Annotated in this window: 16 protein-coding genes and 1 pseudogene; 11 read left to right on the forward strand and 6 right to left on the reverse strand. The window is 68.2% G+C overall.

Annotated features, from left to right (window positions below; all coding sequences use genetic code 11):
- Positions 1–160: 160 nt before the first annotated feature.
- Entirely contained in the window at positions 161–2,614 is a 2,454-nt protein-coding gene (locus KZ686_RS24220) for a TonB-dependent receptor (protein ID WP_265633932.1), read from the forward strand.
- A gap of 36 nt (positions 2,615–2,650) precedes the next feature.
- Here the strand turns inward: KZ686_RS24220 and KZ686_RS24225 are convergent, their stop codons facing one another.
- Positions 2,651–3,319 carry a GntR family transcriptional regulator gene (locus KZ686_RS24225; protein WP_226105703.1) on the reverse strand — a complete coding sequence of 223 codons (669 nt, stop codon included), beginning with the start codon at positions 3,317–3,319 and terminating at the stop codon, positions 2,651–2,653.
- Between the two features lie 371 nt (positions 3,320–3,690).
- Here KZ686_RS24225 and KZ686_RS24230 point away from each other — a divergent pair, with 371 nt between their 5' ends.
- From KZ686_RS24230 to KZ686_RS24245, 4 genes are all read left to right on the forward strand, one after another.
- Positions 3,691–4,938 (forward strand): MFS transporter, encoded by a 1,248-nt coding sequence (locus tag KZ686_RS24230; protein ID WP_150083944.1) that lies wholly within the window; start codon positions 3,691–3,693, stop codon positions 4,936–4,938.
- An 11-nt stretch (positions 4,939–4,949) separates the two neighbouring features.
- Positions 4,950–5,705 (forward strand): LamB/YcsF family protein, encoded by a 756-nt coding sequence (locus tag KZ686_RS24235; protein ID WP_265633933.1) that lies wholly within the window; start codon positions 4,950–4,952, stop codon positions 5,703–5,705.
- 27 nt (positions 5,706–5,732) lie between these two features.
- Positions 5,733–7,412, forward strand: a complete 1,680-nt coding sequence (gene pxpB / locus KZ686_RS24240; RefSeq protein ID WP_265633934.1) for a 5-oxoprolinase subunit PxpB — start codon at positions 5,733–5,735, stop codon at positions 7,410–7,412.
- Positions 7,413–7,475: 63 nt separating this feature from the next.
- Positions 7,476–9,242 carry an acetyl/propionyl/methylcrotonyl-CoA carboxylase subunit alpha gene (locus KZ686_RS24245; protein WP_265633936.1) on the forward strand — a complete coding sequence of 589 codons (1,767 nt, stop codon included), beginning with the start codon at positions 7,476–7,478 and terminating at the stop codon, positions 9,240–9,242.
- Between the two features lie 105 nt (positions 9,243–9,347).
- Here KZ686_RS24245 and KZ686_RS24250 read toward each other — a convergent pair whose 3' ends face one another.
- The gene (locus tag KZ686_RS24250) at positions 9,348–9,668 is read right to left on the reverse strand and encodes a hypothetical protein (protein ID WP_226105697.1); all 321 of its coding nucleotides are present in this window, start codon (positions 9,666–9,668) and stop codon (positions 9,348–9,350) included.
- 399 nt (positions 9,669–10,067) lie between these two features.
- Here KZ686_RS24250 and KZ686_RS24255 point away from each other — a divergent pair, with 399 nt between their 5' ends.
- Positions 10,068–12,311 (forward strand): glycoside hydrolase family 3 C-terminal domain-containing protein, encoded by a 2,244-nt coding sequence (locus tag KZ686_RS24255; RefSeq protein WP_265633937.1) that lies wholly within the window; start codon positions 10,068–10,070, stop codon positions 12,309–12,311.
- A 27-nt stretch (positions 12,312–12,338) separates the two neighbouring features.
- Here KZ686_RS24255 and KZ686_RS24260 read toward each other — a convergent pair whose 3' ends face one another.
- A complete protein-coding gene (locus KZ686_RS24260) occupies positions 12,339–13,295 on the reverse strand; it encodes a TIGR03571 family LLM class oxidoreductase (protein ID WP_265633938.1) in 957 nt (318 codons plus the stop codon).
- A 61-nt stretch (positions 13,296–13,356) separates the two neighbouring features.
- Positions 13,357–14,481 (reverse strand): alkene reductase, encoded by a 1,125-nt coding sequence (locus tag KZ686_RS24265; protein WP_265633939.1) that lies wholly within the window; start codon positions 14,479–14,481, stop codon positions 13,357–13,359.
- Between the two features lie 236 nt (positions 14,482–14,717).
- On the opposite strand from KZ686_RS24265, the gene KZ686_RS24270 reads away from it, so the two are divergent.
- Positions 14,718–16,460, forward strand: a complete 1,743-nt coding sequence (locus KZ686_RS24270; protein ID WP_265633940.1) for an ATP-binding cassette domain-containing protein — start codon at positions 14,718–14,720, stop codon at positions 16,458–16,460.
- Positions 16,461–16,664: 204 nt separating this feature from the next.
- Here KZ686_RS24270 and KZ686_RS24275 read toward each other — a convergent pair.
- Positions 16,665–17,057: pseudogene (locus KZ686_RS24275) on the reverse strand (helix-turn-helix domain-containing protein); the annotation flags it as partial.
- A 101-nt stretch (positions 17,058–17,158) separates the two neighbouring features.
- On the opposite strand from KZ686_RS24275, the gene KZ686_RS24280 reads away from it, so the two are divergent.
- Positions 17,159–17,704, forward strand: coding sequence for a DUF2938 domain-containing protein (locus KZ686_RS24280; protein ID WP_226105687.1), 546 nt, complete (start codon positions 17,159–17,161; stop codon positions 17,702–17,704).
- Positions 17,705–17,793: 89 nt separating this feature from the next.
- Here the strand turns inward: KZ686_RS24280 and KZ686_RS24285 are convergent, their stop codons facing one another.
- A complete protein-coding gene (locus tag KZ686_RS24285) occupies positions 17,794–18,360 on the reverse strand; it encodes a TetR/AcrR family transcriptional regulator (RefSeq protein ID WP_149315907.1) in 567 nt (188 codons plus the stop codon).
- 188 nt (positions 18,361–18,548) lie between these two features.
- Between KZ686_RS24285 and KZ686_RS24290 the strand changes: the two genes are divergently transcribed.
- From KZ686_RS24290 to KZ686_RS24300, 3 genes are read left to right on the forward strand one after another with little or no spacing between them, the layout of a single operon-like run.
- A complete protein-coding gene (locus KZ686_RS24290; protein WP_265633941.1) occupies positions 18,549–19,772 on the forward strand; it encodes an efflux RND transporter periplasmic adaptor subunit in 1,224 nt (407 codons plus the stop codon).
- A 36-nt stretch (positions 19,773–19,808) separates the two neighbouring features.
- The gene (locus KZ686_RS24295; protein WP_265635411.1) at positions 19,809–22,979 is read left to right on the forward strand and encodes an efflux RND transporter permease subunit; all 3,171 of its coding nucleotides are present in this window, start codon (positions 19,809–19,811) and stop codon (positions 22,977–22,979) included.
- Positions 22,976–24,478, forward strand: a complete 1,503-nt coding sequence (locus KZ686_RS24300) for an efflux transporter outer membrane subunit (protein ID WP_322784948.1) — start codon at positions 22,976–22,978, stop codon at positions 24,476–24,478. Before KZ686_RS24295 ends, KZ686_RS24300 begins: the two co-directional genes overlap by 4 nt.
- The last annotated feature ends 91 nt before the right edge of the window (positions 24,479–24,569 follow it).

Genomic DNA, 24,569 nt, shown 5'->3' on the forward strand with positions numbered 1-24,569 from the left:
CTCATGCGCCGCCAGCCCGCTTCATGCGTTCCCGGCCCCCAATTGCGCTCGCCGCACGTGGCCCCTTTTTTCCTCTCGCACGGTGTACCTGTTGTAGGCCGGTCCCGCCCCAGCGGGCACCGGTCCGATCGTCGACTGGTCACTGGTGTCGGAAAGGAACATGTTCGTGGCAATCCCCTGCAATTCCCGGTTTTCTCCCAAGCAAGGCGTGCTGACGCGGGCGCTGTCGCGTGCCCTGTCCGGCACCGCATTGAGCCTGTGCGCCACGCTGGCCGTGCCGGACGCCGCGCTGGCCCAGGCCGCTGCCCCGGGCGGCGCGTCTTCCGCGCGCAGCTACGCGATTCCGCCCGGACCGCTTGGCGATACGCTGGCGCGCTTCTCCATCGAGGCCGGCGTCCCGCTGTCGTTCCCGTCGGGGCTGGTGGCAGGGCTGCGCAGCGAAGGCCTGAACGGCACCTATGACGTCCAGGCGGGTTTCGCGCGCCTGCTGCAGGGAACGGGCCTCGAGCTGGCCGCGACCGGCAGCGGGGCGTACACGCTGCGCCGGCGCCAGGCAGCGCCGGCGGCGGAGGTCGAGCTCCAGCCCGTCACGGTCACCGCCTCCGCCACGGCGGAGCGCGTTGCGCCCGCTTACCCGGGCGGCCAGGTCGCGACGGGCGGCGGCCTGGGCCTGCTGGGCAATCGCGACATCATGGACACGCCGTTCAGCCTGACGGCGTACACGCAGGAGCTGATCCAGGCGCAGCAGGCCAGCAGCATCGCCGATGTCGTCAACAACGATGCCTCGGTGCGCAACGTGAACCCGCGCGCCGGGCGCTTCGACCAGTTCTCGATCCGCGGCTTCCCGGTGCTGAACAGCGACATCGCGCTCAACGGCCTCTATGGCGTGCTGCCCACCTATGCGGTGGCGGTGGAAGCGGCCGAGCGCATCGAGATCCTGAAGGGACCGAGCGCCTTGCTCAACGGCATGGCCCCCAGCGGCGCGGTGGGCGGCGCCATCAACGTGGTGTCCAAGCGCGCGCCGGCAGAGGCGGTGAATCAGTTCACGCTGGGGTACGCATCGGACTCGACCTTCGGCGGACATGCCGACGTGGCGCGCCGCTTTGGCGAGCGGCAGGAGTTCGGCGTGCGCTTCAACGCCGCGTACAAGAACGGCGACACCTCGGTCGATCCGCAGTCGCTGGAGCGCAGCCTGGCAACGCTCGGGCTGGACTACCGTGGCACGCGGCTGCGCCTGTCGGCCGATTTCGCCTATCAGCAGCAGAATGGCGACGCGCCGCAGGAGCGGGTGACCGCGGCGGCGGGCGTGCCGCTTCCCGATGCCTCGCGCATTCACCGCAACTATGCCCAGCCCTGGACCTTCGCCGACACGCGCGACAGCTACGTGGCGCTGCGCGGCGAGTACGACGTGAGCGACGACCTCGAGGTGTATGGCGCCTTCGGTGCCCGCCGCGGGCGCTACGAGTTCCTGCGCATGGCGGTCGCCGCGCGCGACGCCGCCGGCAACTTTGCCAGCGCGCCGTTCCGTTTCCTGCGCGAGGAAGACGCGTACACCAGCGAGATCGGTGCCCGCGCGCGCTTCGCCACCGGACCGCTGCGCCACCAGCTGAACGTGAGCGCCTCGGTGTTTCATCTCGAGGCCGGCAATCTGCGGCAGAACTTCGGCACGATCCGCTCGAACCTGTACAACCCGGTCGTGGCGCCGCGGCCGTCCTTCGCGGGCCTGAGTTCGGATGTACCCAAGGCGGAAGAGACCGAGCTTTCCAGCCTGGCGCTGGCCGACACGATTTCCGCGCTGGACGAGCGGGTCCAGCTGACGCTGGGCGCGCGCCTGCAGCGCGTCCAGTCCGATTCGTTCGGCGCCACCGGGCAGGTCACCAGCCACTATGACGAACGTGCCGTCACGCCGGCGGTGGCGCTGGTGGTCCGGCCCTGGAAGCAGGTCTCGTTCTACGGCAACTACATCGAGGGCCTGAGCCAGGGGCCCACGGCGCCCAGTACCGCGGCCAACGCCGAACAGATGTTTGCGCCGATCAAGTCCAGGCAACTGGAGGCGGGCGTCAAGGTGGATTTCGGCAGCATCGCGACCACGCTCAGTGCGTTCCGCATCGAGCAGCCCACCGGCTTGACGGACCCGGCCACCAATGTCTTTTCGGTCGCCGGGAAGCAACGCAATACCGGCCTGGAGTGGAATGTGTTCGGCGAACCGGTGCAGGGCGTGCGGGTGCTGGCCGGCGCGATGTATCTGAACGGCCGGCTCAGGGAAACGGCGGAACCGGCCAACAACGGCAACGTCGCCCCGGGCACGCCGCGCTACAACCTGAACGCGGGCGTGGAGTGGGACACGCCCTTCCTGGCGGGGCTGACGCTGTCGGCGCGCGTACTGCGCTCGACGTCGCAGTATCTCGACGCCGCGAACCGGCAGCGGATACCGGCCTGGACGCGGACCGACATCGGCGCCCGCTATACGCTGAAGGCAGCCGGCAAGCGCGTGACCGTGCGCGCCGCGGTGGAAAACCTGTTCGACAAGTCCTATTGGGCCTCCGCCTCGGCCAATGGCCTGACGCTCGCCACTCCGCGCACCTTCCTGGTCTCGACGACGATCGATTTCTGAGGTTGCCGCCGCGGTGGCACCTTCGCGGGCCCGCGCTCAGCGCCCCTTGAAGACCGGGTGCCTGGCGCAGGCCGACAGCACGATGCGCTCGGACTGCACCAGATAGTCGTTCAGCGCCGCGGCACACTCGGCCAGCTTGCCCGACTCGAACAGCTGGAGGATGTGCTGGTTCATCTCGACATAGGGCCCGTGCAGGAATTCGGGGTCCTGCAGCATGCCAAACGCCAGCCGCAGTTCCGCCAGCAGGTGGGAGAACATCACGTTCAGCCGCTCGCTGTCGGCCAGTTCCACGATCGCCATGTGGAACTCCATGTTGGCGGTGCCCGCGCCCTGCCAATTGCCGCTGTCGCGGCAACGCAATCCCGCTTCCACCGCCTGCCGCATGTGCTTTCTCGCCGGATGGCTGGGGTAGGCCTGCGCGATCGCCTGGCATTCGATCAGGCGGCGGACCCGGTAGATGTCGATGATCGCCGCGATGCTCGGAATGGCCACCGCCACGCCGCGGTTGGGCTCGTGCTTGAGCAGACCCTCCTTGGTCAGCACGCGGAAGGTCTCGCGCAGCGTATTGCGCGAGATCTGCAGGCTTTCGCTGAGCGCGGCTTCGGACAGGCGCTGCCCGGGCGCGAAGTCGCCATGCAGGATGCGCTGGCGGATCTGTTCGGTGACCCGTTCGGCCAGGTTTCTTACGTCGGAACTGGTTGTCATGTCGGCTGCAAGGGGAACGGGACTTCGGCCCGGCATCGGTCGGCCCGGTATCAGCCGTGTCCCGTATCGCGGGATGTTACCCCAGCTTTGTTCAACAACCTGCGCCAGATTGGTGCGACTTGGCTCGGCCATGCAGGCCTAGGTGTATACCAGAATCGATCCGAACGAATGATTGTTGAACAATCCATCCACGGTGGTTGAGTCAATGCGTGCATATACATCAACATGGCACGTGCCTTGCCAAACAGCGCTGCGGTGGAGGGGCGGCTGTCTGGCGGTCTCGCTCACTGCCTCGACGTCGTCGCCGCGGCGTCATCAAACCGCGCGACGAGCATCCCCACGTTTTGCCGTTATCCCGAGTGAGCGCAACCATGTGGCTTAAAGAAACATCGCAGGAAGAGCGCAAGACGCTCTTTGCCGCCTTCGTCGGCTATGGGGTCGATGCCTTCGACTACATGATCTACACCTTCATGATCCCCACGTTCATCCTGGTATGGGGCATGACCAAGGCCGAGGCCGGCTATATCGCGACGGGCGCGCTGATCAGCTCCGCGATCGGCGGCTGGCTGGCCGGCATCCTGGCCGACAAGTACGGCCGCGTGCGCGTGCTGCAGCTGACCGTGCTGTGGTTCAGCTTCTTCACGTTCCTCAGCGGCTTCACGCAGTCGCCCGAGCAGCTGTTCGTGACGCGCATGCTGCAGGGGCTCGGCTTTGGCGGCGAATGGTCGGTCGGCTCCGTGCTGATCGCCGAAATGATCCGCGCCCGCCATCGCGGCAAGGCCGTCGGACTGGTACAGAGCAGCTGGGCGGTGGGCTGGGGCCTGTCGGCCATTGCCTTCTGGGCGGTCTACGCGGTGTTCGAGCAGCAATACGCGTGGCGCGTGCTGTTCTGGATCGGCGTGCTGCCGGCGGTCTTCATCCTCTATATCCGCCGCAACATCAGCGAGCCCAAGGTGTATCGGGAGACCCAGGCCAAGCTCGCCGTCACCGGGCAGAGCAACAACTTCATGCTGATCTTCAAGCCGGGGGTGCTGCGCGTGACCGTGCTGGCGAGCCTGCTGGCAACCGGCATGCAAGGCGCCTACTACTCGGTGACGACCTGGCTGCCGACCTACCTGAAGATGGAGCGCAACCTGTCGGTGCTGAACACCAGCGGGTACCTGATGGTGCTGATCGCCGGCTCGTTCGCCGGTTACCTGACCAGCGCCTGGCTGTCCGACCACCTGGGTCGCCGGCGCTGCTTCATGCTGTTCGCGGTCAGCGCGGCGATCCTGGTGATCTGCTACACGCAGCTGCCCATCACCGACGCCGCGATGCTGGTGCTCGGTTTCCCGCTGGGCTTCTTCCTGTCGGGCATCTTCTCCGGCATGGGCGCTTACCTGACCGAGCTGTATCCGAGCCATATCCGCGGCTCGGGACAAGGCTTCTGCTACAACTTCGGGCGCGCCGTCGGTTCGGTATTCCCGGCGATGATCGGGCATATGGGCGCGACGATGTCGCTGGGCGTCGCCATCGGTTATCTCGCCGCCGGCGCCTATGGGCTGGTCGTCGTCGCGTGCCTGCTGCTGCCGGAAACGCGCGGACGCGAACTGCTGGGCGAAGCCGAGCCCGCGCATTGAGGTCCGACGCCATGCAAATCGATCTGAACAGCGATCTGGGCGAGAGCTTTGGCGCCTGGCGCATGGGCAACGATGCCGCCATGCTGGACATCGTCAGCAGCGCCAACGTGGCCTGCGGCTTCCACGCCGGCGATCCGGCTGGCATCCTGCGGACGCTGAAGGCCGCGAAGGCGCGCGGCGTCGCGGTGGGGGCCCACGTTTCGTATCCGGACCTGCAGGGCTTCGGCCGCCGCAACATGGATGTCGCCAGCGAGGACCTGATCGCCGACGTCCTTTACCAGATCAGCGCGCTGGCGGGGATGGCGGCGACGGTCGGCACCGCGGTGCGCTACGTCAAGCCGCATGGCGCGCTGTACAACACCATCGCCAGCGACGAGCGCCAGGCGCGCGACGTGATCACCGCGATCTGCAAGTTCAATCCCGAACTGGCGCTGGTTGCGCTGGCCGGCTCGCCGCTGGTGGGCTGGGCGCGGGATGCGGGCCTGCGTGTCATTGCCGAGGCCTTCGCCGATCGCGCCTACACGCCGCAGGGCACGCTGGTATCGCGCCGCGAACCGGGCGCGGTGCTGCACGACGCCGACGAGATCGCACAACGGATGTTGCGGCTCGTGCGGGAAGGCACGGTGGTCGCCATCGATGGCAGCGTGGCGCGCGTCGAAGCGCAATCGATCTGCGTGCATGGGGACAGCGCGGGCGCGCTGGAGATGGCGCGCGCCGTGCGCGACGCGCTCGAGCGCGACGGCGTCAAGGTGTCTGCGTTCGCCTGAGTCAGAAGGCCCGATCTGGAGCTTGTTTTGCGTTTCCTGCCCGTTTCCTCGAATGCGCTGCTGGTCGAGCTGGCCGACCTGGGCCAGACGCTGGCCCTGCTGGCCTCGCTGCAGCGCGACCCGCTTCACGGCGTGGCGGAGCTGGTGCCCGCCGCGCGCACGATTCTCGTGCACTACCGCCCGTGGGCGACCAGCGCAGGCGCGCTTGTCCGCGCCATCGCCGCGCGCGACCTGTCGCAGCGGGTCGAACGCAGCCATACGCTGATCGAGATTCCGGTTCGCTATGACGGCGAGGACCTGGCCGAGGTCGCCGAGCTGCTCGGCATCACGCCCGACGAAGTCGTGCGCCGCCACACCGGCAGCGAATACACGGTGGCCTTCACCGGCTTCGCGCCCGGCTTTGCCTACCTCAGCGGCGGCCATCCGTCGCTGGACGTGCCGCGCCGCCGTACGCCGCGCACGCGCATTCCCGCCGGCGCGGTGGGTCTGGCCGGCACCTTCAGCGGCGTGTATCCGAAGGCAAGCCCCGGCGGCTGGCAGATCATCGGCACGACGCCGGTGGCGATGTGGGATCTCGGCCGCGAGCCTCCGGCGCTGCTGCAGCCCGGATTTCGCGTGCGCTTCGTCGATATGGCGACGCTGGAAGATGCGGCGGACAGAGCGGCGGACACAGCGGCGGACACAGCGGCGTACATGGCGGCGTACATGGCGACGGCGCGCGTGGACGCGCCTGTGCCCGACGCCGGGACTGCGGCTGCGCTGCGCAAGGAGCCGGGCAGTGCGGCCTGCGCCGCGGCACTGAAGGTCAAGGGCACCGGATTGCAGACCGTATTGCAGGACCTCGGCCGGCACGGCCAGGCCGGGCAGGGCGTATCGGCCTCTGGCGCGCTGGACCAGGCGGCGCTGCGGTTGGCGAACCGCCTCGTTGGCAATCGCAGCGACAGCGCCGCGCTCGAAACCGTCGGCGGCGGCCTGCAACTGCAGAGCCAGGGCAATACCGTGCTCGCCGTCACCGGGGCCGACGCACCGCTGGCCGTGCGCACCGCCGATGGCCGCCAATGGCGCGTGCCGACGCATCAGGCGGTGGCCTTGGCCGATGGCGACACGCTGAGCATCGGCCAACCGGTCGCCGGCGCCCGCTGCTATGTGGCGGCACGCGGCGGCTTTGCCGTGGCGCCGGTACTGGGCAGCTGCGCGACCGACACGCTGGCCGGCATCGGGCCCGCGCCGTTGTCGGTGGGCGACGTGCTTGGCGTCTTGCCTGCGCCGGCCGGCGCAGTGGTGGGCATGCCCGAGCAGCCCGCCACCGGTCTGCCCACGATCGAGCAAGACGTCGTGCTCGACGTGGTGCTGGGCCCGCGCACCGACTGGTTCACTCCCGAGTCGGTTGCGCGGCTGGCCGCGCAGCGCTGGCAGGTCACGCCGCAGTCCAACCGCGTGGGCCTGCGGCTGGCGGGCGAGGCGCCGCTGGAACGCGCCATCACCGGCGAGCTGCCCAGCGAAGGCACCGCGCTGGGGGCGCTGCAGGTGCCGCCCAGCGGCCAGCCGATCCTGTTCCTCGCCGACCATCCGCTGACCGGCGGCTATCCGGTGATCGGCGCCGTGGCGCCTCACCATCTGGATCGCGCCGGCCAGATTCCGGTCGGGGCGTGGCTGCGATTCAATCCGATCGGCCCCTTCGAAGAACTGCAACCGTCCGCCGGCTGAGCGGGCGCTCTTTTACCGAGACCCGCACCGAGACCCGCACCGAGACCCGCACCGAGATTCGCGATGAAGAAAGTCCTGATTGCCAACCGCGGCGAGATCGCCGTTCGCATCGTTCGCGCCTGCGCGGACTATGGCGTCGGCTCCGTGGCCGTCTATGCCAACGCCGATATCGACGCGATGCATGCGCGCCTGGCCGACGAGGCCTACGGCCTGGACGGCGACCGTCCAGCCGACACCTATCTGAACATCCCCAAGCTGCTCGACATCGCTCGCCGCAGCGGCGCCGATGCCGTGCATCCGGGCTACGGCTTCCTGTCGGAAAGCGAGGCCTTTGCGCGGGCGGTGATCGACGCGGGGCTGACGTGGATCGGCCCGTCGCCGGCGACGATCGCGCGGCTCGGCGACAAGGTGGAAGCGCGCAAGATCGCGCTGCGGGTCGGGGCTCCGCTCGTGGCCGGCACGCCCGAGCCGGTCGTCGACGCCAGCGAGGTGCTGGCCTTCGCCGAACGGCACGGCCTGCCGATCATCATCAAGGCCGCATTCGGCGGCGGTGGCCGCGGCATGAAGATCGCTTGGCGCATGGACGAGGTCGAGGAGCTCTATGCCTCGGCGGTGCGCGAGGCGGTCACCGCGTTTGGCCGCGGCGAATGTTTCGTCGAGCAGTTCCTCGACAGGCCGCGCCATATCGAGGCGCAGGTCCTGGCAGACCGGCACGGCAACGTGGTCGTGGTCGGCACGCGCGACTGCTCGCTGCAACGCCGGAACCAGAAACTGGTCGAAGAGGCCCCCGCGCCGTTCCTCAGCGAGGAGCAGCGCGCGCGCATCCACGCCGCGGCCCGCGACATCTGCGCGGCGGCCGAATACACCAGCGCCGGCACGGTCGAATTCCTGCTCAGCGCCAGCGGCGCGATCTCGTTCCTCGAGGTCAACACGCGGCTGCAGGTCGAGCACCCCGTGACCGAGCAGACCACCGGCGTCGATCTGGTCGTCGAGCAATTGCGCGTGGCCGATGGCCTGCCGCTGTCGATCACCGACACCCCGGCGCCGCTGGGACATGCGATCGAGTTTCGCATCAATGCCGAGGACGTTGGCCGCGGTTTCCTGCCCACGCCCGGACCGGTGCAGCGCTTCGATGCGCCCTCAGGCCCGGGCGTGCGGGTCGATTCCGGCGTGCAGTCCGGTTCGGTCGTGCCCGGTACCTTCGACTCGCTGATGGCCAAGCTGATCGTCACCGGCGCGACGCGAGAACAGGCCTTGGCGCGCGCGCGTCGTGCGCTGCGCGAATTCCGGATCGAGGGCGTGGCGTCGGTGCTGCCGTTCCATCGTGCCGTGATCGATCACGCGGATTTCGTCGGCACGGACGGTTTCAAGGTCCATACGCGCTGGATCGAATCGGACTTCGCCGAGCCGCTGGCCGCGGCCGCGCGTGCCGAGCCCCAGCCCGACGGCAGCCTGCTGCGCACGGCCATCGAGATCGACGGGCGCCGCATGGTGCTGGGCTTGCCGGCTCAGCTGCTTCGCGGATTGGCCAATGCGCCGGCCGGCGACGGCGCTATGGATGCCGCGCAGGCGGGCCTCATCAATGCCGCCAATGCGGCCGACGCCACCGACGCCACCGACGCAGCCGAACTGCCGTCGCCCATCGCCGGCACTGTGCAGGCGTGGAAAGTCGCGATCGGCGACGAGGTCAAGGAAGGCGATCTGATCGCCGTGATGGAGGCGATGAAAATGGAGATGCAGGTCCACGCGCATCGCACGGGCCGGCTGACTTGGCAGGCTCCGGCCGGTACGTTCCTGGCCGCGGGCGCACCGCTGGCACGCATCGAGTGAAACGCATCGGCGCTGCGATGGCGGGAGCCGAAGACTGAAGGCGGTGCCTCAATGCCCTCGATGCATCGATGCCTCAATGCCTCAATGCCTCAATGCCTCAATGCCTCAATGCCTTGGCGGATTGCGATCCTGTCCCGGCGGCGTTTCCGTCGGCCGCACCGTCTGCTGGCCCACCGGAGCCTGGCTGACGGGCGATACCAGTTGCGAGGGATCGACGGCGGGGTTGGCGCCAATGCCTGCGGTCCCGCCGTCGCTGCTGCCGGTCGCGGCCGGGGCCTGGTTCAGGCCCACCGACGAATCGCCGGAATCGCTGCCGCCGCATGCGGCAAGACCGAACGACAGACCGAAGGCGAGCGCCGCGATACTGCCTTTCCGCACCAGGGCACGACATACCGTGCGGATTCTGCGCCTGCGATGCAGAGCCATCTCTACCTCCTGCGATATGGCATCGAGGATGCTTCCGAGCAGCGTTCGCACGCTGCTCGCATCATGTTCGCACTGCGTGCGCCGCGGTGTCGGCTTGCGGCTCGATAAGGCGAATCAAACTTGCGTACGTCCCTGCGTACGTGCCTGCGTACGTGTTGGCGTACGAATTGGCGTACGTGTTTGCGGACTGCACGCTTCGTTGCCTGATAGATCGACGCGAAGAAGGACGGCATCGACGCGCGCCAATCCAGTCTTGCAACAAAGCCCGCGCGGTAAAAGTTCAATTCTGTAACGGAACGTTACGCATCTTCTCTTTCGCGCAGCGCGCACTACCGTCTCCCTAAGCGCCGTTTCTCGGCGCCCTTCAATGCCGCGGCATCGCTGCGCAAGGGAGGCATCATGCGTGCTCGTTTCCTCATGACCGCGCTGATCGGCGCGGGCGTCCTCGCTGCGCATTCGGTGCCTGCGCAAGCGCCTTCCACCGACGCGCAGATCAATGCGATCGTGCAATCGATCCTTGCGCAGATGACGCTGGCCGAGAAGCTCGAATACGTCAGCGGCACGGGCGCGTGGGACATCAAACCGTTGCCGCGTCTCGGGCTGCCGCAAATCAAGGCAAGCGATGCAGGATTGGGCGTGCGGCTCAGCAATCCTGTGGGCGTTGCCTATCCCGCGGGCCCGGCATTGGCATCGACCTTCAATGCCGATCGCGCCAAGCAGATGGGCGTGGGCCTCGGCCTCGAAACGCGTCTGAGCGGCTTCCAGCAAATCGCCGGCCCCGGGCTGAACATGTATCGCACGCCGTTCTCGGGGCGCGCCTTCGAGTATCTGGCGGGTGAGGATCCCTTCCTTGGCGCCGTGCTCGGTGCCGCGCAGATCAACGGCATCCAGTCGCAGAACGTCTGGGCCGACGCCAAGCATTACATCGCGAACGAGCAGGAGGTCAATCGCTTCAACCTGATGGAAACGGTCAGCGAGCGGGCACTGCGCGAGATTTACATGGTGCCGTTCGAGTCGGCGGTAAAGAACGCCAACGTTGCCGTCGTGATGTGTGGATTCCAGGGCCTCAATGGTGCAAATCCGGTTTGCGAAAGCCATGCGGCGATTCAACAGACGCTGAAGAACGAGTGGGGCTTCAAGGGCTTCGTGGAATCGGACTATGCCGCGCTCAAGCACACGCTGCCCGCGGCAGTGGCCGGCGTCGATATCGAGCGGCCGTCCGCCAACATCTTCTCGCCGGGCGCGCTGGGTGCGCTGCTGGCGAACGAACAGCTGAGCCAGGCGACGCTGGACGACAAGGTGCGCCGCATTCTCGGCCGTCTGGTCGCCTATGGCTTCATTGGCGGCGTGCCGGCGGCAACCGGCGAATCGCATCCGCCGTTTGCCGAACGGGCGGCGCTGGACGTCTATGGCGGTGGCGGCACGGCGCAGCCGGCGTCGGTGCGCTGGACCGCCACCATCCGGCCCACCGTCAGCGGTGCGCACGTATTCAAGGCGCGTGCGAACGGGGCCGTCCGCCTCTACATCAATGGGCAATTGGTGATGGACAACGGCGACGGCAATCCGCTGCCCGGCAATGTCATCCCGCCGACCATTCCCGTCAATGCGCGGGTGATGCTGCAGGCGGGCCAGACCTACAACGTGCAATTCGACTACTCGGCAAGGCCCGGATATATCGCCGTGTTCGGTGGTTTCCTGGGCGCGCAGCTCAGCTGGGCGTCGCTGCAGGCGCCGCCGAACCTGTCCGGCTTCGATGCCGTCGTGGTCGCGGCCGGCCACAGCGCCGAATACGAGGGCGAGGGCTTCGATCATCCGTTCACATTGCCGGAGTTCCAGGACGAGCTGATCGCCAATCTGTCACGCGCCAATCCCCGCACGATCGCGGTGCTGCACGGTGGCACCGGCTTCGACATGCAAGGCTGGATCGATGGGGTCGGCGCGGCGCTGCACGCCTGGTATCCGGGACAGAACGGCGGCCAGGCCCTGGCCGAGATCCTGTTCGGCGATGTCAATCCCTCCGGCAAGCTGCCGATCACGATCGAGCGGTCGATCACGGACAACCCAACCTACGCGAATTATCCGCAGGCATCGAACGACCTGAACTTCAGCGCGATGACCTACACCGAGGACATCTTCGTCGGCTATCGCGGCTTCGAGCGCAGCGGTAGAAGGCCGTTGTTCCCGTTCGGCTTCGGGCTGTCCTATACCCGCTTCAACTACGGCGCGTTGAGCGTGTCGCCCGGCATTGCCGCCGGCAGCGGGCGCGTCGCGGTGTCGTTCGATATCACCAATTCCGGCGAGGTCGCTGGCGCGGAGGCGGCGCAGGTCTACGTCGCGCAATCCGGCTCTGCCGTGCCGCGCCCCGTCAAGGAGCTGAAGGGCTTTGCCAAGGTCTTCCTGCAGCCGGGCGAGACGCAGCGCGTGACGGTCTACCTGGACCAGCGCTCGCTGGCGTACTACGATGCCGCGCGCAATGCGTGGGTGACGGAGCCCGGTGCGTTCGACATCCTGGTCGGTGCATCGTCGCAGGACATCCGCCTGCGCGGGCAGCTGTTGAATCTGTTCCGATCGGTCACCAATACGCGGGTCAGCAATCCGCTGCCTGCGCCGGAACTGGTTCGATTGGGGCCGGTGCATCCATAGCCCGATGCTGGTCATGGCGCCATGCCGTCATGCCGCCATGGCGCCGGGCCGTTGCCGATCGGCCTCCGCATGGAAATGCGGCAGCACGTAGGCCGCGATTTCCTCCATCGCGTCGCTCACCGGCCGTTGGCTGCGGCGGAAATGCAGGCCGACATGGCGCACGCCGGCCTCGCGCATCGCGTGCAGTTCCTCGATCAGGCCGTGGCGCCCGACCGCGCCGCCGAAGCGGTGCCGTTGCATGGGCGCATCCGGGTCCGCCAGCAGGTCCAGATGGATGAAGCTGATGTAGGGCTTGTCGCCGGCGACCTCGCGCCATAGCGCGCTGCGGCGGACATGGTCCTGCGGGGTTCCGGGATAGGCCAGCCAGCCGTCCATATGCTGCCCGACCCAGCTCGGCGTCTGCTGCGCCAGCCCGGCCACCAGCAGGGGCAGCGGACCCGTGGGGCGCGGCAACAGCGCGATCCCGCTCGGCAGGTCGGCGCCGCCGTTGCGCAGCAGCGCCACCTGCTCGCGGAAATTCTGTCCGCGGTTGTCGAAGTCACGGCCGAAGATCGGGTATTCCACCGGCCGGTCGCCGCTGGCCACGCCGAGCAGCAGCCGGCCGTTGCTGAGCTGGTCGATGGTCGTGGCGGACTTCAGCGTCAGATAGGGATCGCGCAGCGGCAGCACGATGGCCGCCGTGCCGAGCAGGATGCGCTCGGTGATGCCGGCCAGATAGCCGAGGTAGGAAAAGGCCTCGAAGACCTGTGCAGCGTCGCCGAAGTGCGGATCGTACAAAGGCACGTCGCGTACCCACAGCGCGCGAAAGCCCGCGCGGTCCGCCAGTTGCGCCAGCGCGCGATGCGCCGACAGATCGGGCTCGCCCGGCAGGCGCCCGTCGCGCTGGCGCGCGGCCTGGCCCGCGGGCGACCAGTCGTTGTCGAGCGGCAGCTCCACGCCGATGCTGAAGCCGCCCGAAGTCAATGTTTCCAATGCCGATGACATGACAGATTCTCCAGGCAGGCGCGCGGGCCTGCCTCTGATGCTGAGCCGATGACGGGCCGCGTCAGGCGGCAGCACTAGCCGCGGTTGCCGCGTACTCGGGGTAGTCGGTATAGCCCGCGGCGCCGCCGCCGAAATAGTTGGCACGATTGCCCGGATTCAGCGGCAGGTCGTGACGCAGCCGGTAGGGCAGGTCAGGATTGCCGATAAAGCTGCGGCCAAACCCGATCAGGTCGGCCCAGCCCTTCGCCAGCGCTTCCTCGGCGCGCGCCTTGTTGTAGTTGCCCGAATAGATCAGCGTGCCGGGATAGACCTCGCGCAGCGCCTCCTTGAAGGCGGGCGGCATCACCGGCGCGTCTTCCCAGTCGGCCTCGGCGATGTGGATATAGGCGACGCCGATCTTGCCCAGCGCGTGCGCGGCGGCGAGGTAGGTGGCTTCCGGCGTGTCGTCGACCGCGCCCTGCAGCGTGGTCAGCGGGGCCAGGCGCACGCCGATGCGATCCTTGCCGACCACGTCGGTCACGGCCTGCGCCACCTCCTTCAGAAAGCGCAGGCGATTGTGCAGCGAGCCGCCGTATTTGTCAGTGCGCGCGTTGGCCTGCGAATCGATGAACTGGTTGATCAGGTAGCCGTTGGCGCCATGCAGCTCGACGCCGTCGAAGCCCGCGTCGAGCGCGTTGCGTGCGGCCTGCGCGTAGTCGGCGACGATGCCGTGGATCTCCGGAATCGTCAGCGCGCGCGGCGCCGAGTGCTGGACCATCTCGCCGGCGCCGCCGGCCGGACCCTTGCCTTCCACATCGATAAAGACCTTGACCCCTTCGGCCACCAGCGCGGACGACGACACCGGGGCCGCATTGCCCGGCTGCAGCGAGGTGTGGGATACACGGCCGACGTGCCAGAGCTCGGCAAACATGATGCCGCCGGCGCCGTGCACCGCGTCGGTGACCTTGCGCCAGCCGGCAACCTGCTCCCGCGTGTAGATCCCCGGCGTCCATGCGTAGCCCTGGCCCTGCTGGCTGATCTGCGTGCCTTCGGAAATGATCAGGCCGGCCGAAGCGCGCTGCCGGTAGTACTCGGCCATCAGGTCGGTCGCCACGCCGCCATCGCCCGCGCGCGAGCGGGTCATCGGCGGCATCACGATGCGGTTCTCGGTGGTCAGGTTGCCAAGGCGATAGGGCGTAAACAGCATGGGTTCCTCTCGGTTTCGGTTGCGGACCGGCGTGGCGGCGGGCCATGCCGATGTGCGATGCAGCCATTGTGGGGAACGCATGCGTGTGGAAACACCCGGTCACGGGCAAATGATTCTTGCGCGAGGGTCAAGGGTCATGCCTGGCCTGGCGATACAGGGGCGGTATCCTTCGTCCGGGCCGTCGATCCAGGACGGTTCACGCCTGAGGGCACCGAACAAAAAACGATGAGGGCTTGATGACGGAGTCGAATTCCACCCCCCGTAAACCAGCGATCGGCCTTGCCGGCGCGGCGCGCGATCTCTATCGGGCGCTATGGCATCACGCCCGCGGCGTGCGGGTTCAGCTGGTCGGGGCTTCGGGCCTGCTGGCTGCCGCGCAGCTGCTGCGGCTGACCATGCCATGGCTCGCCGCGCAGGCGATCAACGCGCTGCAGCGTGACAACATCGCCGAGGCGGGCCGCTGGATCGTCTATCTGGTCGGCATCTACCTGCTGTCGTGGCTGCTGCACGGTCCGGGCCGCGTGCTCGAGCGCAACGTGGGTGTGCGCGTGCGCGAGCGGCTGGGCGACCAGCTCTATGCGCGCATCGCCGCGGCACCGCTGGCCTGGCGCGATGGCCGGCATTCGGGCGAGCTGCAGCACCGCGTGGTGCAGTCCAGCCGCGCGCTGTCGGACTTCGCGCAGAACCAGTTCGTCTACCTGCAGAACGCCTTCAATTTCGTCGGCCCGCTGGTCGCGCTGACGATGCTTTCGCGCACCAGCGGCCTGATCGCGGTCACCGGCTACGTGGTGATCGCCCTGATCATCCTGCGCTTCGACCGCACGCTGATGCAGCTGGCCCGCGCGGAAAACGACGCCGAGCGCCGTTATGCCGCCGCGCTGCTCGACTTTGTCGGCAACGCCGGCACCGTGATCGGGCTGCGCCTGCAGGCCGCGTCGCGCACGCTGCTCGGCCGCCGGATGGCGGCGGTGATGGCGCCGTTGCGCCGCGCGGTGATGGTCAACGAGGGCAAATGGTTCGCGGTGGACCTGCTCGGCATGGGGCTGACCTGGATCCTGGTGGTGATGTACGTGCTGCAGGAGCGCTCGCCGGGGCAGGCGGTGCCGCTGGGTACCGTCTTCATGATCTACCAGTACGCACAGCAGGCCGCGTCCGTGGTGGGCTCGATGGCGGCGAACTTCCAGAGCTTCGCGCGGATGCATACCGACTACGGCAGTGCCGAGCCGATCTGGGAGGCGCCCGGCGATCCGGACGCCGCCGTGCCGGCCGTGGTGCCCGATGCCCCGTGGCAGACGCTGGAGCTGCGCGGCGCCACGGTGCACTACGCCGATGGGGCGCGCGGCGGCCTGCATGGCATCGACCTGGTGCTGCGCCGTGGCGCGCGCGTGGCGTTGATCGGCCCGAGCGGCGGTGGCAAGAGCACGCTGCTGCGGACGCTCGCCGGGCTCTATCACCCGCAGCACGGCGAACTGCGGCGCGATGGCGCGGCGGTGGGCTGGACCGAGCTGCGTACGCTGGCCACGCTGATTCCGCAGGAGGCCGAGGTCTTCGAGGCCAGCGTCGAAGAGAACCTGACCTTCGGCTTGCCGGTGGACCCGGCGGCGCTGACCGGCGCCGTGCATACGGGCGGATTTGACGAGGTATTGCACCGCCTTCCCGACGGCCTCGCCAGCGCCATCAACGAGCGCGGCGGGAACCTGTCGGGCGGTCAACGGCAGCGGCTGGCACTGGCCCGCGGCGCGCTCGCGGCGCAGGGAAGCTCGCTGCTGCTGCTCGACGAGCCGACCAGCGCGCTCGACCCGCAGGCCGAGGCCAGGGTATTCGATCGCATGGATGCCGCCTTTCCATCCGCCTGCATCGTCGCGTCGGTCCATCGGCCCAGCCTGCTTGCGCGGTTCGATTCGATCGTGGTGATGGAGAGTGGCAAGGTCGTCGATGCCGGGCCGCGCGACGAGGTGCTCGCCAGGCGGGCGCATTGAATCGGCTCAGCGATCGTTCCGGCGCCCGCTTGTGCGGCCCGTGTCTGTGCGAGCCTTATCTGGACGTGCCTTGGCTGTGCGCGGCTGATCAGTACGCGGGCCAGCAGTACGCGCGCCAGCAGTACGCGCATTATCTGTCCGCGATTTGCCGGACCCTGAACGGATAGCGACGGGCCTCGCGCGCGCCGGGCCTGTCGCCGTGCCGCTTCCCAGCGCGCCCGCCGCCGCGGCGCGCAGCATGCGCCGGAACGTCGGGCACTCCAGATGGCTCCGCGCCGGGCAGACCGCGGCATGCCGGAGCCCGTCCCGCATCGCCGTCAGCCGGCGGATCGTCCGGTCCAGTTCGTCGGCCTTGGCGGAAAGCCGCGCGCGGTCGATGCGCGGCCGGCCGTCGCTGGCAAACATCAACCCGATCTCGTCCAGCGAAAAGCCCGCCGCCTGCCCGAGCGCGATCAGCGCCAGCCGGTCCAGCACGGCCGGCTCGAACACGCGCCGCAATCCGCGCCTGCCGACCGACACGATCAGTCCCTTTTCCTCATAGAAGCGCAGCGTGGAGGCGGGAACGCCAGATCGTTGCGCCACTTCGGCAATGTCCATCTCCGCGGCCCTTGACTTCAAGTTGACTTGAAGTGCCATGATGGCTTCCATGGACCTGGAATGCAACTGCGAGGAGCCGACGATGAATGAGGAGGGTGCCCATGCATGACGCTGCCCGTTTGCTGCTGCTGGCCGTGGCCATCGGCGCCGGCGCAACGCTGGCGATGGATCTCTGGGGCCTCGCGCAAAAGCACTGGCTCGGCATGAAGCCGCTGGATTACGGCATGGTCGGCCGCTGGCTCGGCCACATGCCACGCGGCCGCTTCCGCCACGAGGCCATCGAACAGGCGCCGGCGATTCCGGCCGAACGCCTGATCGGCTGGACCGCGCACTACGTGACCGGCATCGTGTTCGCCGCCGTGCTGCTGGCGGTATGGGGGCCGCAGTGGGCCTGCCGTCCGACCATCGGCCCCGCGCTGATCGTGGGTCTCGCCAGTGTGGTGTTTCCCTTCCTGCTGATGCAGCCCGGCATGGGCGCCGGCATTGCGGCCCGCCGTACGCCAAAGCCCGGCGTCGCGCGCTTGCGCAGCGTCGTCACGCACGGCGTATTTGGCCTTGGCCTCTACGCGTCGGCCAGGCTGATGCTGGTGCTGAACGGCGCGCTGGCAGGATCGCAGATCGGACTGCCGGGATTCTGCGGCGCGTAGCCGCTGGAGCTACGTAGCTCGATCGACGCCATGCCGGGCGCTGAAACCGGCCGTTGGAGCAACCCGCTTGCCCCAACGGCCTTGCGCCATCAGGCGGGCCTCGCCCCCGCTCCCTGCAGGAAGGCGCGCTCCGCCAGCCCCGCCAGGCCGGCTCGCGCGATGCGTCCGCGCCGTTCTCCGTCGAGCAGGCCGATCAGCACCGACGCCCAGATTTCCGTCAGCGCCTGCGCAGTGATGTCGATGCGAAAGACGCCCTGCTGCTGGCCGCGCAGAAAGAAGGCGTCCAGCTTGCCCTCCCAGTCGGTCTGCCAATCCGACGAGACGCCGGAAACGACCTCGCGCCAGTAATAGATCAGGAACGCCGCCACCTCTCGTTGTTCGACCATGTTCGCATTCAGGCGCCGCAGTGCGTCAAGGGGAGAGGGATCGTCCAATCCGGCGGACTGGATGACGTTGGCCAGCACGCGGACACAGTGGTCGATCAGGCGGGAAATCAGTTCGTCCCGTGTCCGGCAGAACCGGTACAGCGTCGCCTTGCTGATGCCGACGGCCTTGGCCAGGTCCTGCAGGGTGCCGCGAGGCTGGTCGACGAGCGCCAGTGCCAGGGCGGCGAGAAGGCGGCTGTGGTCTTCATTCGATGCAGTGACAGCCGTCATGACGGGGTGAAATCCATGTTTTGTATCTCAAGAAGCACTTTATGTGGCTTTTGCGGGGTAACGCGTTGCGCCTGCGACCCGGATTATCCGGCAAAAACGACTTCCATCACACCATATGAATCTTTATTGATTCATATGATTAATGCGCGTACCATGCGCTCCTTTGCCGAACATTCGAGAAGGTAGACATGAAGCACTTTCCAAAGCGGGGGTGGCGCGCGCTGACCATGGCGGCGGCGGTCATCGTCACGGCGGCATGCGGCAATGCGGAACAGCCGGCCGCGCCGGCGGCTCCCTCGGTCGAGGTGCTGACGTTGCAGCCCAGGCCGATGGCGGTCAGCAGCGAGCTGCCCGGCCGCATCGAACCGGTTCGTGTCGCCGAGGTGCGGGCGCGGGTCGCCGGCATCGTGCTCAAGCGCAACTTCAAGGAAGGCAGCGACGTCAAGGCGGGCGATGCGCTGTTCCAGATCGATCCCGCGCCGTTGCAGGCGGCGCTGTCGCGCGCCGAGGGCGAGCTTGCGCGCGCGGAAGCCGTGCTGGCCGACGCCGATGCGGTGGTGCGCCGCTATGCCCCGCTGGTCGAGATCGAGGCGGTCAGCCGGCAGGATTTCGATGCGGCGCAGGCCACGCTGAAGAGCGCGCAGGCCGCGCGCCGCAGCGCAGCCGCGGAAGTGAAGACCGCGCGCCTGAACCTGGAATACGCGACGGTGCGGGCGCCGATTTCCGGCCGGATCGGCCGCGCGCTGGTCACGGAAGGGGCGCTGGTCGGGCAGGGCGAGGCGACGCCGATGGCGACCATCCAGCAGCTCGACCCGGTCTATGTCGACTTCAAGCAGCCGGCCGCCGACGTCCTTCGCATGCGCGAGGCGCTGGAGCAGGGCCGCTTGCAGCAGGCGCCGGAAGGCGGCGTTCCGATCGTGGCGACCATCGAAGGCACCGACAAGAAGCGCGAAGGGCGGCTGCTGTTCTCGGACATTTCCGTCGACCGCGGCACCGGGCAGGTGTCGCTGCGCGGCCAATTGCCCAACGCCGACAGCCTGCTGCTGCCCGGCATGTATGTGCGCGTGCATGTCACGCACGCGATCGATCCCGCGGCGATGCTGGTGCCGCAGCGGGCGGTGCGGCGCAATCCCGATGGCAAGGCGCAGCTGCTGGTGGTGGGCAAGGGCGACGTGGCCGAGACCCGGCAGGTTCGTACCGGCCCCATGCAGGGCGCCGAGTGGCAAATCCTCGAGGGCGTGAAGCCGGGCGAGCGCATTGTGGTCGGCGGCGACGCAAGCCCCGGGCAGAAGGTCACCATCGCCCCGGCGGCGCCGGCCAGGCAGGCGGCCGGGCAAGCCGGCCAGGGCGGCCAGGCCGGGCATGAGCGCGAGGCCGCGCCCTCGAACAGTCCTCCGGCGGAACGAGGCTAGGCGCGCAGGCGCCGCGCCACTGAATAACAAATCATGCTGCCAAGATTCTTCATTCATCGGCCCAACTTCGCCTGGGTACTGGCGATCTTCATCGTGCTGGCGGGACTGCTCGCCATGCCGTCCCTGCCGGTCTCGCAATATCCGACCGTCGCGCCGCCGCAGATCGCAATTTCGGCGATGTACCCGGGCGCGTCCGCCACCACGCTGGTCGATTCGGTGACCAGCGTCATCGAGGAGGAGCTCAACGGCGCCAAGGGGATGCTGTACTACGACTCGTCCAGCAGCTCCGCCGGCATCGCGGAAATCACCGTAACGTTCGCGCCCGGCGTCGATCCCGACCTGGCGCAGGTCGACGTGCAGAACCGCATCAAGCAGGCCGAAGCGCGCCTGCCGGCTGCCGTCACGCGCCAGGGCCTGCGTACCGAGCAGGTCAGCGCCGGCTTCCTGATGGTCTATTCGATCAACTTCAAGGGAGACGACGCGGGCAAGGACATGGTCACGCTTGCCGACTATGCGGCGCGCCGGATCAACAACGAGATCCGGCGTGTGCCGGGCGTGGGCAAGGTCCAGTTCTTCGGCGCCGAAGCGGCGATGCGCGTGTGGATCGATCCGCAGAAGCTGCTCGGCTACGGGCTGTCGGTGGCCGACGTCAACGAGGCCATCGCCGCGCAGAACGTGCAGGTGCCGGCAGGCAGCTTCGGCAGCCCGCCCGGCAGCGCGGACCAGGAGTTGAGCGCGACCATCGCGGTCAAGGGCATGCTGACGACCACCGACGAGTTCGGCGCCATCGTGCTGCGCGCCAATCCCGACGGTTCCAAGGTGACGCTCGCCGACGTCGCGCGGCTCGAGGTCGGCCAGCAGGACTACAACTTCGACATGCTGACCAGCGGCAAGCGCGCGGTCGGTGCCGCGGTGCAGCTGCGCCCGGGCGCGAACGCGCTCGAAACCGCCCGCGCGGTGCGCGCCAAGCTGGAAGAGCTGTCCAAGTCCTTCCCCGACGACATCGAATACTCGGTGCCGTACGACACCTCGCGCTTCGTCGAAGTCGCGATCGAGAAGGTCATCCATACGCTGGTGGAAGCGGTGGTGCTGGTGTTCCTGGTGATGCTGCTGTTCCTGCAGAACCTGCGCTACACGCTGATTCCAACCATCGTCGTGCCGGTGTGCCTGGCCGGCACGCTTGCCGTGATGTACGCGATCGGCTTCTCGGTCAACATGATGACGATGTTCGGCATGGTGCTGGCGATCGGCATCCTGGTCGACGACGCCATCGTGGTGGTGGAGAACGTCGAGCGGATCATGGCCGAGGAAGGGTTGGGGCCCGTGGAGGCGACCGCCAAGGCGATGAGCCAAGTGTCGGGCGCCATCGTCGGCATCACGCTGGTGCTGGCCGCGGTGTTCTTCCCGCTGGCCTTCATGTCCGGATCGGTCGGCGTGATCTACCGGCAGTTCTCGCTGTCGCTCGCCGTGTCGATCCTGTTCTCCGGCTTCCTCGCACTGACGCTGACGCCCGCGCTCTGCGCGACGCTGCTCAAGCCGATCCCGCAAGGTCACCATGAAGAGAAGCGCGGCTTCTTCGGCTGGTTCAACCGCAGGTTTGGCCGGCTGACCGAGCGGTTCACCGCGCTGAACGCGAAGCTGCTGCGCCGGGCCGGCCGCTGCATGATCGTCTACGGCATGGTGGTCGCGCTGCTGGCGCTGCTGTACACGAGGCTGCCGGAATCGTTCGTGCCGATCGAGGACCAGGGCTACTTCGTCGTCGACGTGCAGCTGCCGCCGGGCGCGACCAACCAGCGCACCGAGGCCGTCGTCAAGGAGCTGGAGAGCTGGCTGCTCGGCCGCAAGGCGATGGAATCGACCACGATGGTGCTGGGCTTCAGCTTCTCGGGAAGCGGCCAGAACGCGGCGCTGGGCTTTCCGACGCTGACCGACTGGTCCGAGCGCGGCAGCGGCCAGCATGCCAGCGACGAGGTCGCGGCCTTCAACGCGCAGTTCGCGGGACTGAAGGAGGCGCGCGTGATGGCGGTCGATCCGCCGCCGATCGAAGGGCTGGGCAATGCCAGCGGCTTTGCGCTGCGTCTGCAGGATCGCGGCGGCCTCGGGCGCGCCGCGCTGGTGGCGGCGCGCGATGCGCTGCTGAAGCAGGCCAACACGTCGCCGGTGCTGGCGTACGCGATGATGGAAGGCCTGGAGGACGCGCCGCAGCTGCGGCTCGATATCGACCGCGACAAGGCCGAGGCGCTGGGCGTCGGCTTCGAGGCGATCAACACCGCGCTCTCCAGCGCCTATGGTTCCGCGACCGTGGCCGACTTCGCCAACGTCGGCCGCCTGCAGCGGGTGGTGGTGCAGGCCGACGTGCGCGACCGCATGACGCCCGAAGCGCTGCTGTCGCTGAACGTGCCCAACGTGCGCGGCGAGCAGGTGCCGCTGAGCGCGTTCGCCACGCCGGAGTGGGAGATCGGCCCGGTGCAGGTGTCGCGCTACAACGGCTATCCGACGATCAAGATCATCGGCGACGCCGCGCCCGGTTTCAGTACCGGCGAGGCCATGGCCGAGATCGAACGGATCGCCGCCACGCTGCCGGCGGGCATCGGCTACGAATGGACCGGGCTGTCGTATCAGGAGCGGCAGGCCGGCGCGCAGGCACCGCTGTTGCTGGGGCTGTCCTTCCTGGTGGTCTTCCTGCTGCTGGTGGCGCTGTACGAGAGCTGGGCGATCGCCGGGGCCGTGATGCTGATCGTGCCGATCGGTGCGCTGGGCTCGGTACTGGCCGTCAATGCCGTCGGCATGCCGAACGACGTCTATTTCAAGGTGGGGCTGATCACGATCATCGGTCTGGCGGCCAAGAACGCGATCCTGATCGTCGAATTTGCCAAGTCGCTGCGCGAGCAGGGGATGCCGCTGATCGACGCGGCCCTCGAGGCGTCGCGGCTGCGTTTCCGCCCGATCGTGATGACTTCGATGGCCTTCATCCTCGGCGTCGTGCCGCTGGCCATCGCCACCGGCGCGGGCGCGGCCAGCCAGCGTGCCATCGGCACCGGCGTGATCGGCGGCATGCTGACGGCGACCACGCTGGGCGTGGTGTTCGCCCCGGTCTTCTTCGTCTGGGTGCTGTCGCGCTTCAAGCGCTACCGGGACAGCGCACGTACCAACACGCCGACTGCGACCACGACGACTGCAACGACGCCGACGGAGGGCGCGCAATGAAATCGATTCGATCCCGGATGACGCTGCCGTGCCTGCTGCTGGGCGTGGGCGCCGTCCTCGCCGGCTGCTCGCTGGCGCCGGTCTATGAGCGGCCGGCGGCGCCGGTTCCCACGCAATGGACGTCCGGACAGGCGAGCGGGATGGCGGCCGACGATACGCAGGCCGCGCCGTCATCGGCGGCCGTGCTGCAGTGGGACAGCTTCATCGTGGACGACAAGCTGCGCGAGCTGGTGGCGCTCGCGCTCGAGAACAACCGCGATCTGCGGCAGGCGGTGCTCAATATCGACGCGGCGCGGGCGATGTATCGCGTGCAACGCGCCGACCGAGTGCCGGGGCTGCAGGCAGAGGCGGGCGGCAGCAGGCAGCGGGTCGCGGAAGACCTGCGTCAGCCGGGCATGGGCTCGGTCCAGCAAACCGTGCAGGCTGGTGTTGCCGTGCCGGCATTCGAGCTGGACCTGTTCGGGCGCGTGCGCAATCTCTCCGAAGCGGCGCTGCAGGAGTACTTCGCGACCGAGGCGGCCGCGCGCAGCGCACGCATCAGCCTGGTCGCCGAGGTCATCCAGGCGTATCTGGCGCGGGACAGCGCGCAGCGGCGCCATCTGCTGACCATGCAGACGCTGCAGACGCGCGAATCGTCGCTGCGGCTGATCGCGCAGCGCCGCCAGGCCGGCACGGCTACCGCGCTGGACTTCTATGAGGCGAGCGGGCTGACCGACCAGGCGCGCGCCGACCTCGAACGCACCGACCGGGAGTTCCGCCAAGCTACCAATGCCCTCGCGCTGCTGGTCGGCGTGCCGGACATTGCCGCGCAGTTGCCGCAGGCGCCGCGCGACGACGTGCTGCTGGTGCAGACGCTGGCGCCCGGCACGCCGTCCGAACTGCTGATCCACCGACCCGACATCCTGGCCGCGGAGCAGCGGCTGCGCGGGCGCCATGCCGACATCGGCGCGGCGCGCGCGGCGTTCTTCCCGCGCATCACCTTGACCGGCATGTTCGGCAGCGCCAGCGGCGAGCTGTCCAACCTGTTCGGCGCGGGCCAGACGGTATGGTCGTTCGCCCCGCAGCTGACGCTGCCGATCTTCTCCGGCGGGCGCAACCTCGCCAACCTGGATCTCGCCCACGTGCGCAAGGACATCGCCGTGGCGAACTACGAGAAGACGATCCAGACCGCGTTCCGCGAAGTCTCGGACGCGCTCGCGGCCACCGATACGCTCCGCCGCGAGGAGATCGCCCGCCGTGCCGTCGCGCAGACCAGCGAACAGACGCTGCGGCTGTCGGAGGCGCGCTACCGCGCCGGCGTGGACGACCATCTGCGTTACCTGGAGGCGCAGCGCAGCCACTATGCCGCGCAGACCGCGTTGATCGAGGTGGCCGCACAGCGGCAGAGCGCGCTGGCGTCGCTGTTTCGCGCGCTGGGCGGAGGATGGTCTAGCGAGGGCACGGAACAGAGGACGAACGCCGCCGAGGCACCGCCAAAGGGACAACGTTCACCAACATAGTGCGTCGAGGGATGCGGGTATCGCCGCGGACGGCGGCCTTAAGTTTTTCTTTTGATCCGGCAAATAAAGTCTTAATTTTCTTTATTTGAGC

This window comes from Cupriavidus cauae (assembly GCF_026210475.1).
In the GTDB taxonomy this organism is placed as follows: domain Bacteria; phylum Pseudomonadota; class Gammaproteobacteria; order Burkholderiales; family Burkholderiaceae; genus Cupriavidus; species Cupriavidus cauae.

Coding starts and splice junctions, on each gene's coding strand:
- KZ686_RS24290 (WP_265633941.1), top strand. CDS start 18,549: ATGAAGCACTTTCCAAAGCGGGGGTGGCGCGCGCTGACCATGGCGGCG.
- KZ686_RS24220 (WP_265633932.1), top strand. CDS start 161: ATGTTCGTGGCAATCCCCTGCAATTCCCGGTTTTCTCCCAAGCAAGGC.
- KZ686_RS24250 (WP_226105697.1), bottom strand. CDS start 9,668: ATGGCTCTGCATCGCAGGCGCAGAATCCGCACGGTATGTCGTGCCCTG.
- KZ686_RS24255 (WP_265633937.1), top strand. CDS start 10,068: ATGCGTGCTCGTTTCCTCATGACCGCGCTGATCGGCGCGGGCGTCCTC.
- KZ686_RS24300 (WP_322784948.1), top strand. CDS start 22,976: ATGAAATCGATTCGATCCCGGATGACGCTGCCGTGCCTGCTGCTGGGC.
- KZ686_RS24265 (WP_265633939.1), bottom strand. CDS start 14,481: ATGCTGTTTACGCCCTATCGCCTTGGCAACCTGACCACCGAGAACCGC.
- KZ686_RS24260 (WP_265633938.1), bottom strand. CDS start 13,295: ATGTCATCGGCATTGGAAACATTGACTTCGGGCGGCTTCAGCATCGGC.
- KZ686_RS24235 (WP_265633933.1), top strand. CDS start 4,950: ATGCAAATCGATCTGAACAGCGATCTGGGCGAGAGCTTTGGCGCCTGG.
- KZ686_RS24245 (WP_265633936.1), top strand. CDS start 7,476: ATGAAGAAAGTCCTGATTGCCAACCGCGGCGAGATCGCCGTTCGCATC.
- KZ686_RS24285 (WP_149315907.1), bottom strand. CDS start 18,360: ATGACGGCTGTCACTGCATCGAATGAAGACCACAGCCGCCTTCTCGCC.
- KZ686_RS24280 (WP_226105687.1), top strand. CDS start 17,159: ATGCATGACGCTGCCCGTTTGCTGCTGCTGGCCGTGGCCATCGGCGCC.
- KZ686_RS24225 (WP_226105703.1), bottom strand. CDS start 3,319: ATGACAACCAGTTCCGACGTAAGAAACCTGGCCGAACGGGTCACCGAA.
- KZ686_RS24270 (WP_265633940.1), top strand. CDS start 14,718: ATGACGGAGTCGAATTCCACCCCCCGTAAACCAGCGATCGGCCTTGCC.
- KZ686_RS24230 (WP_150083944.1), top strand. CDS start 3,691: ATGTGGCTTAAAGAAACATCGCAGGAAGAGCGCAAGACGCTCTTTGCC.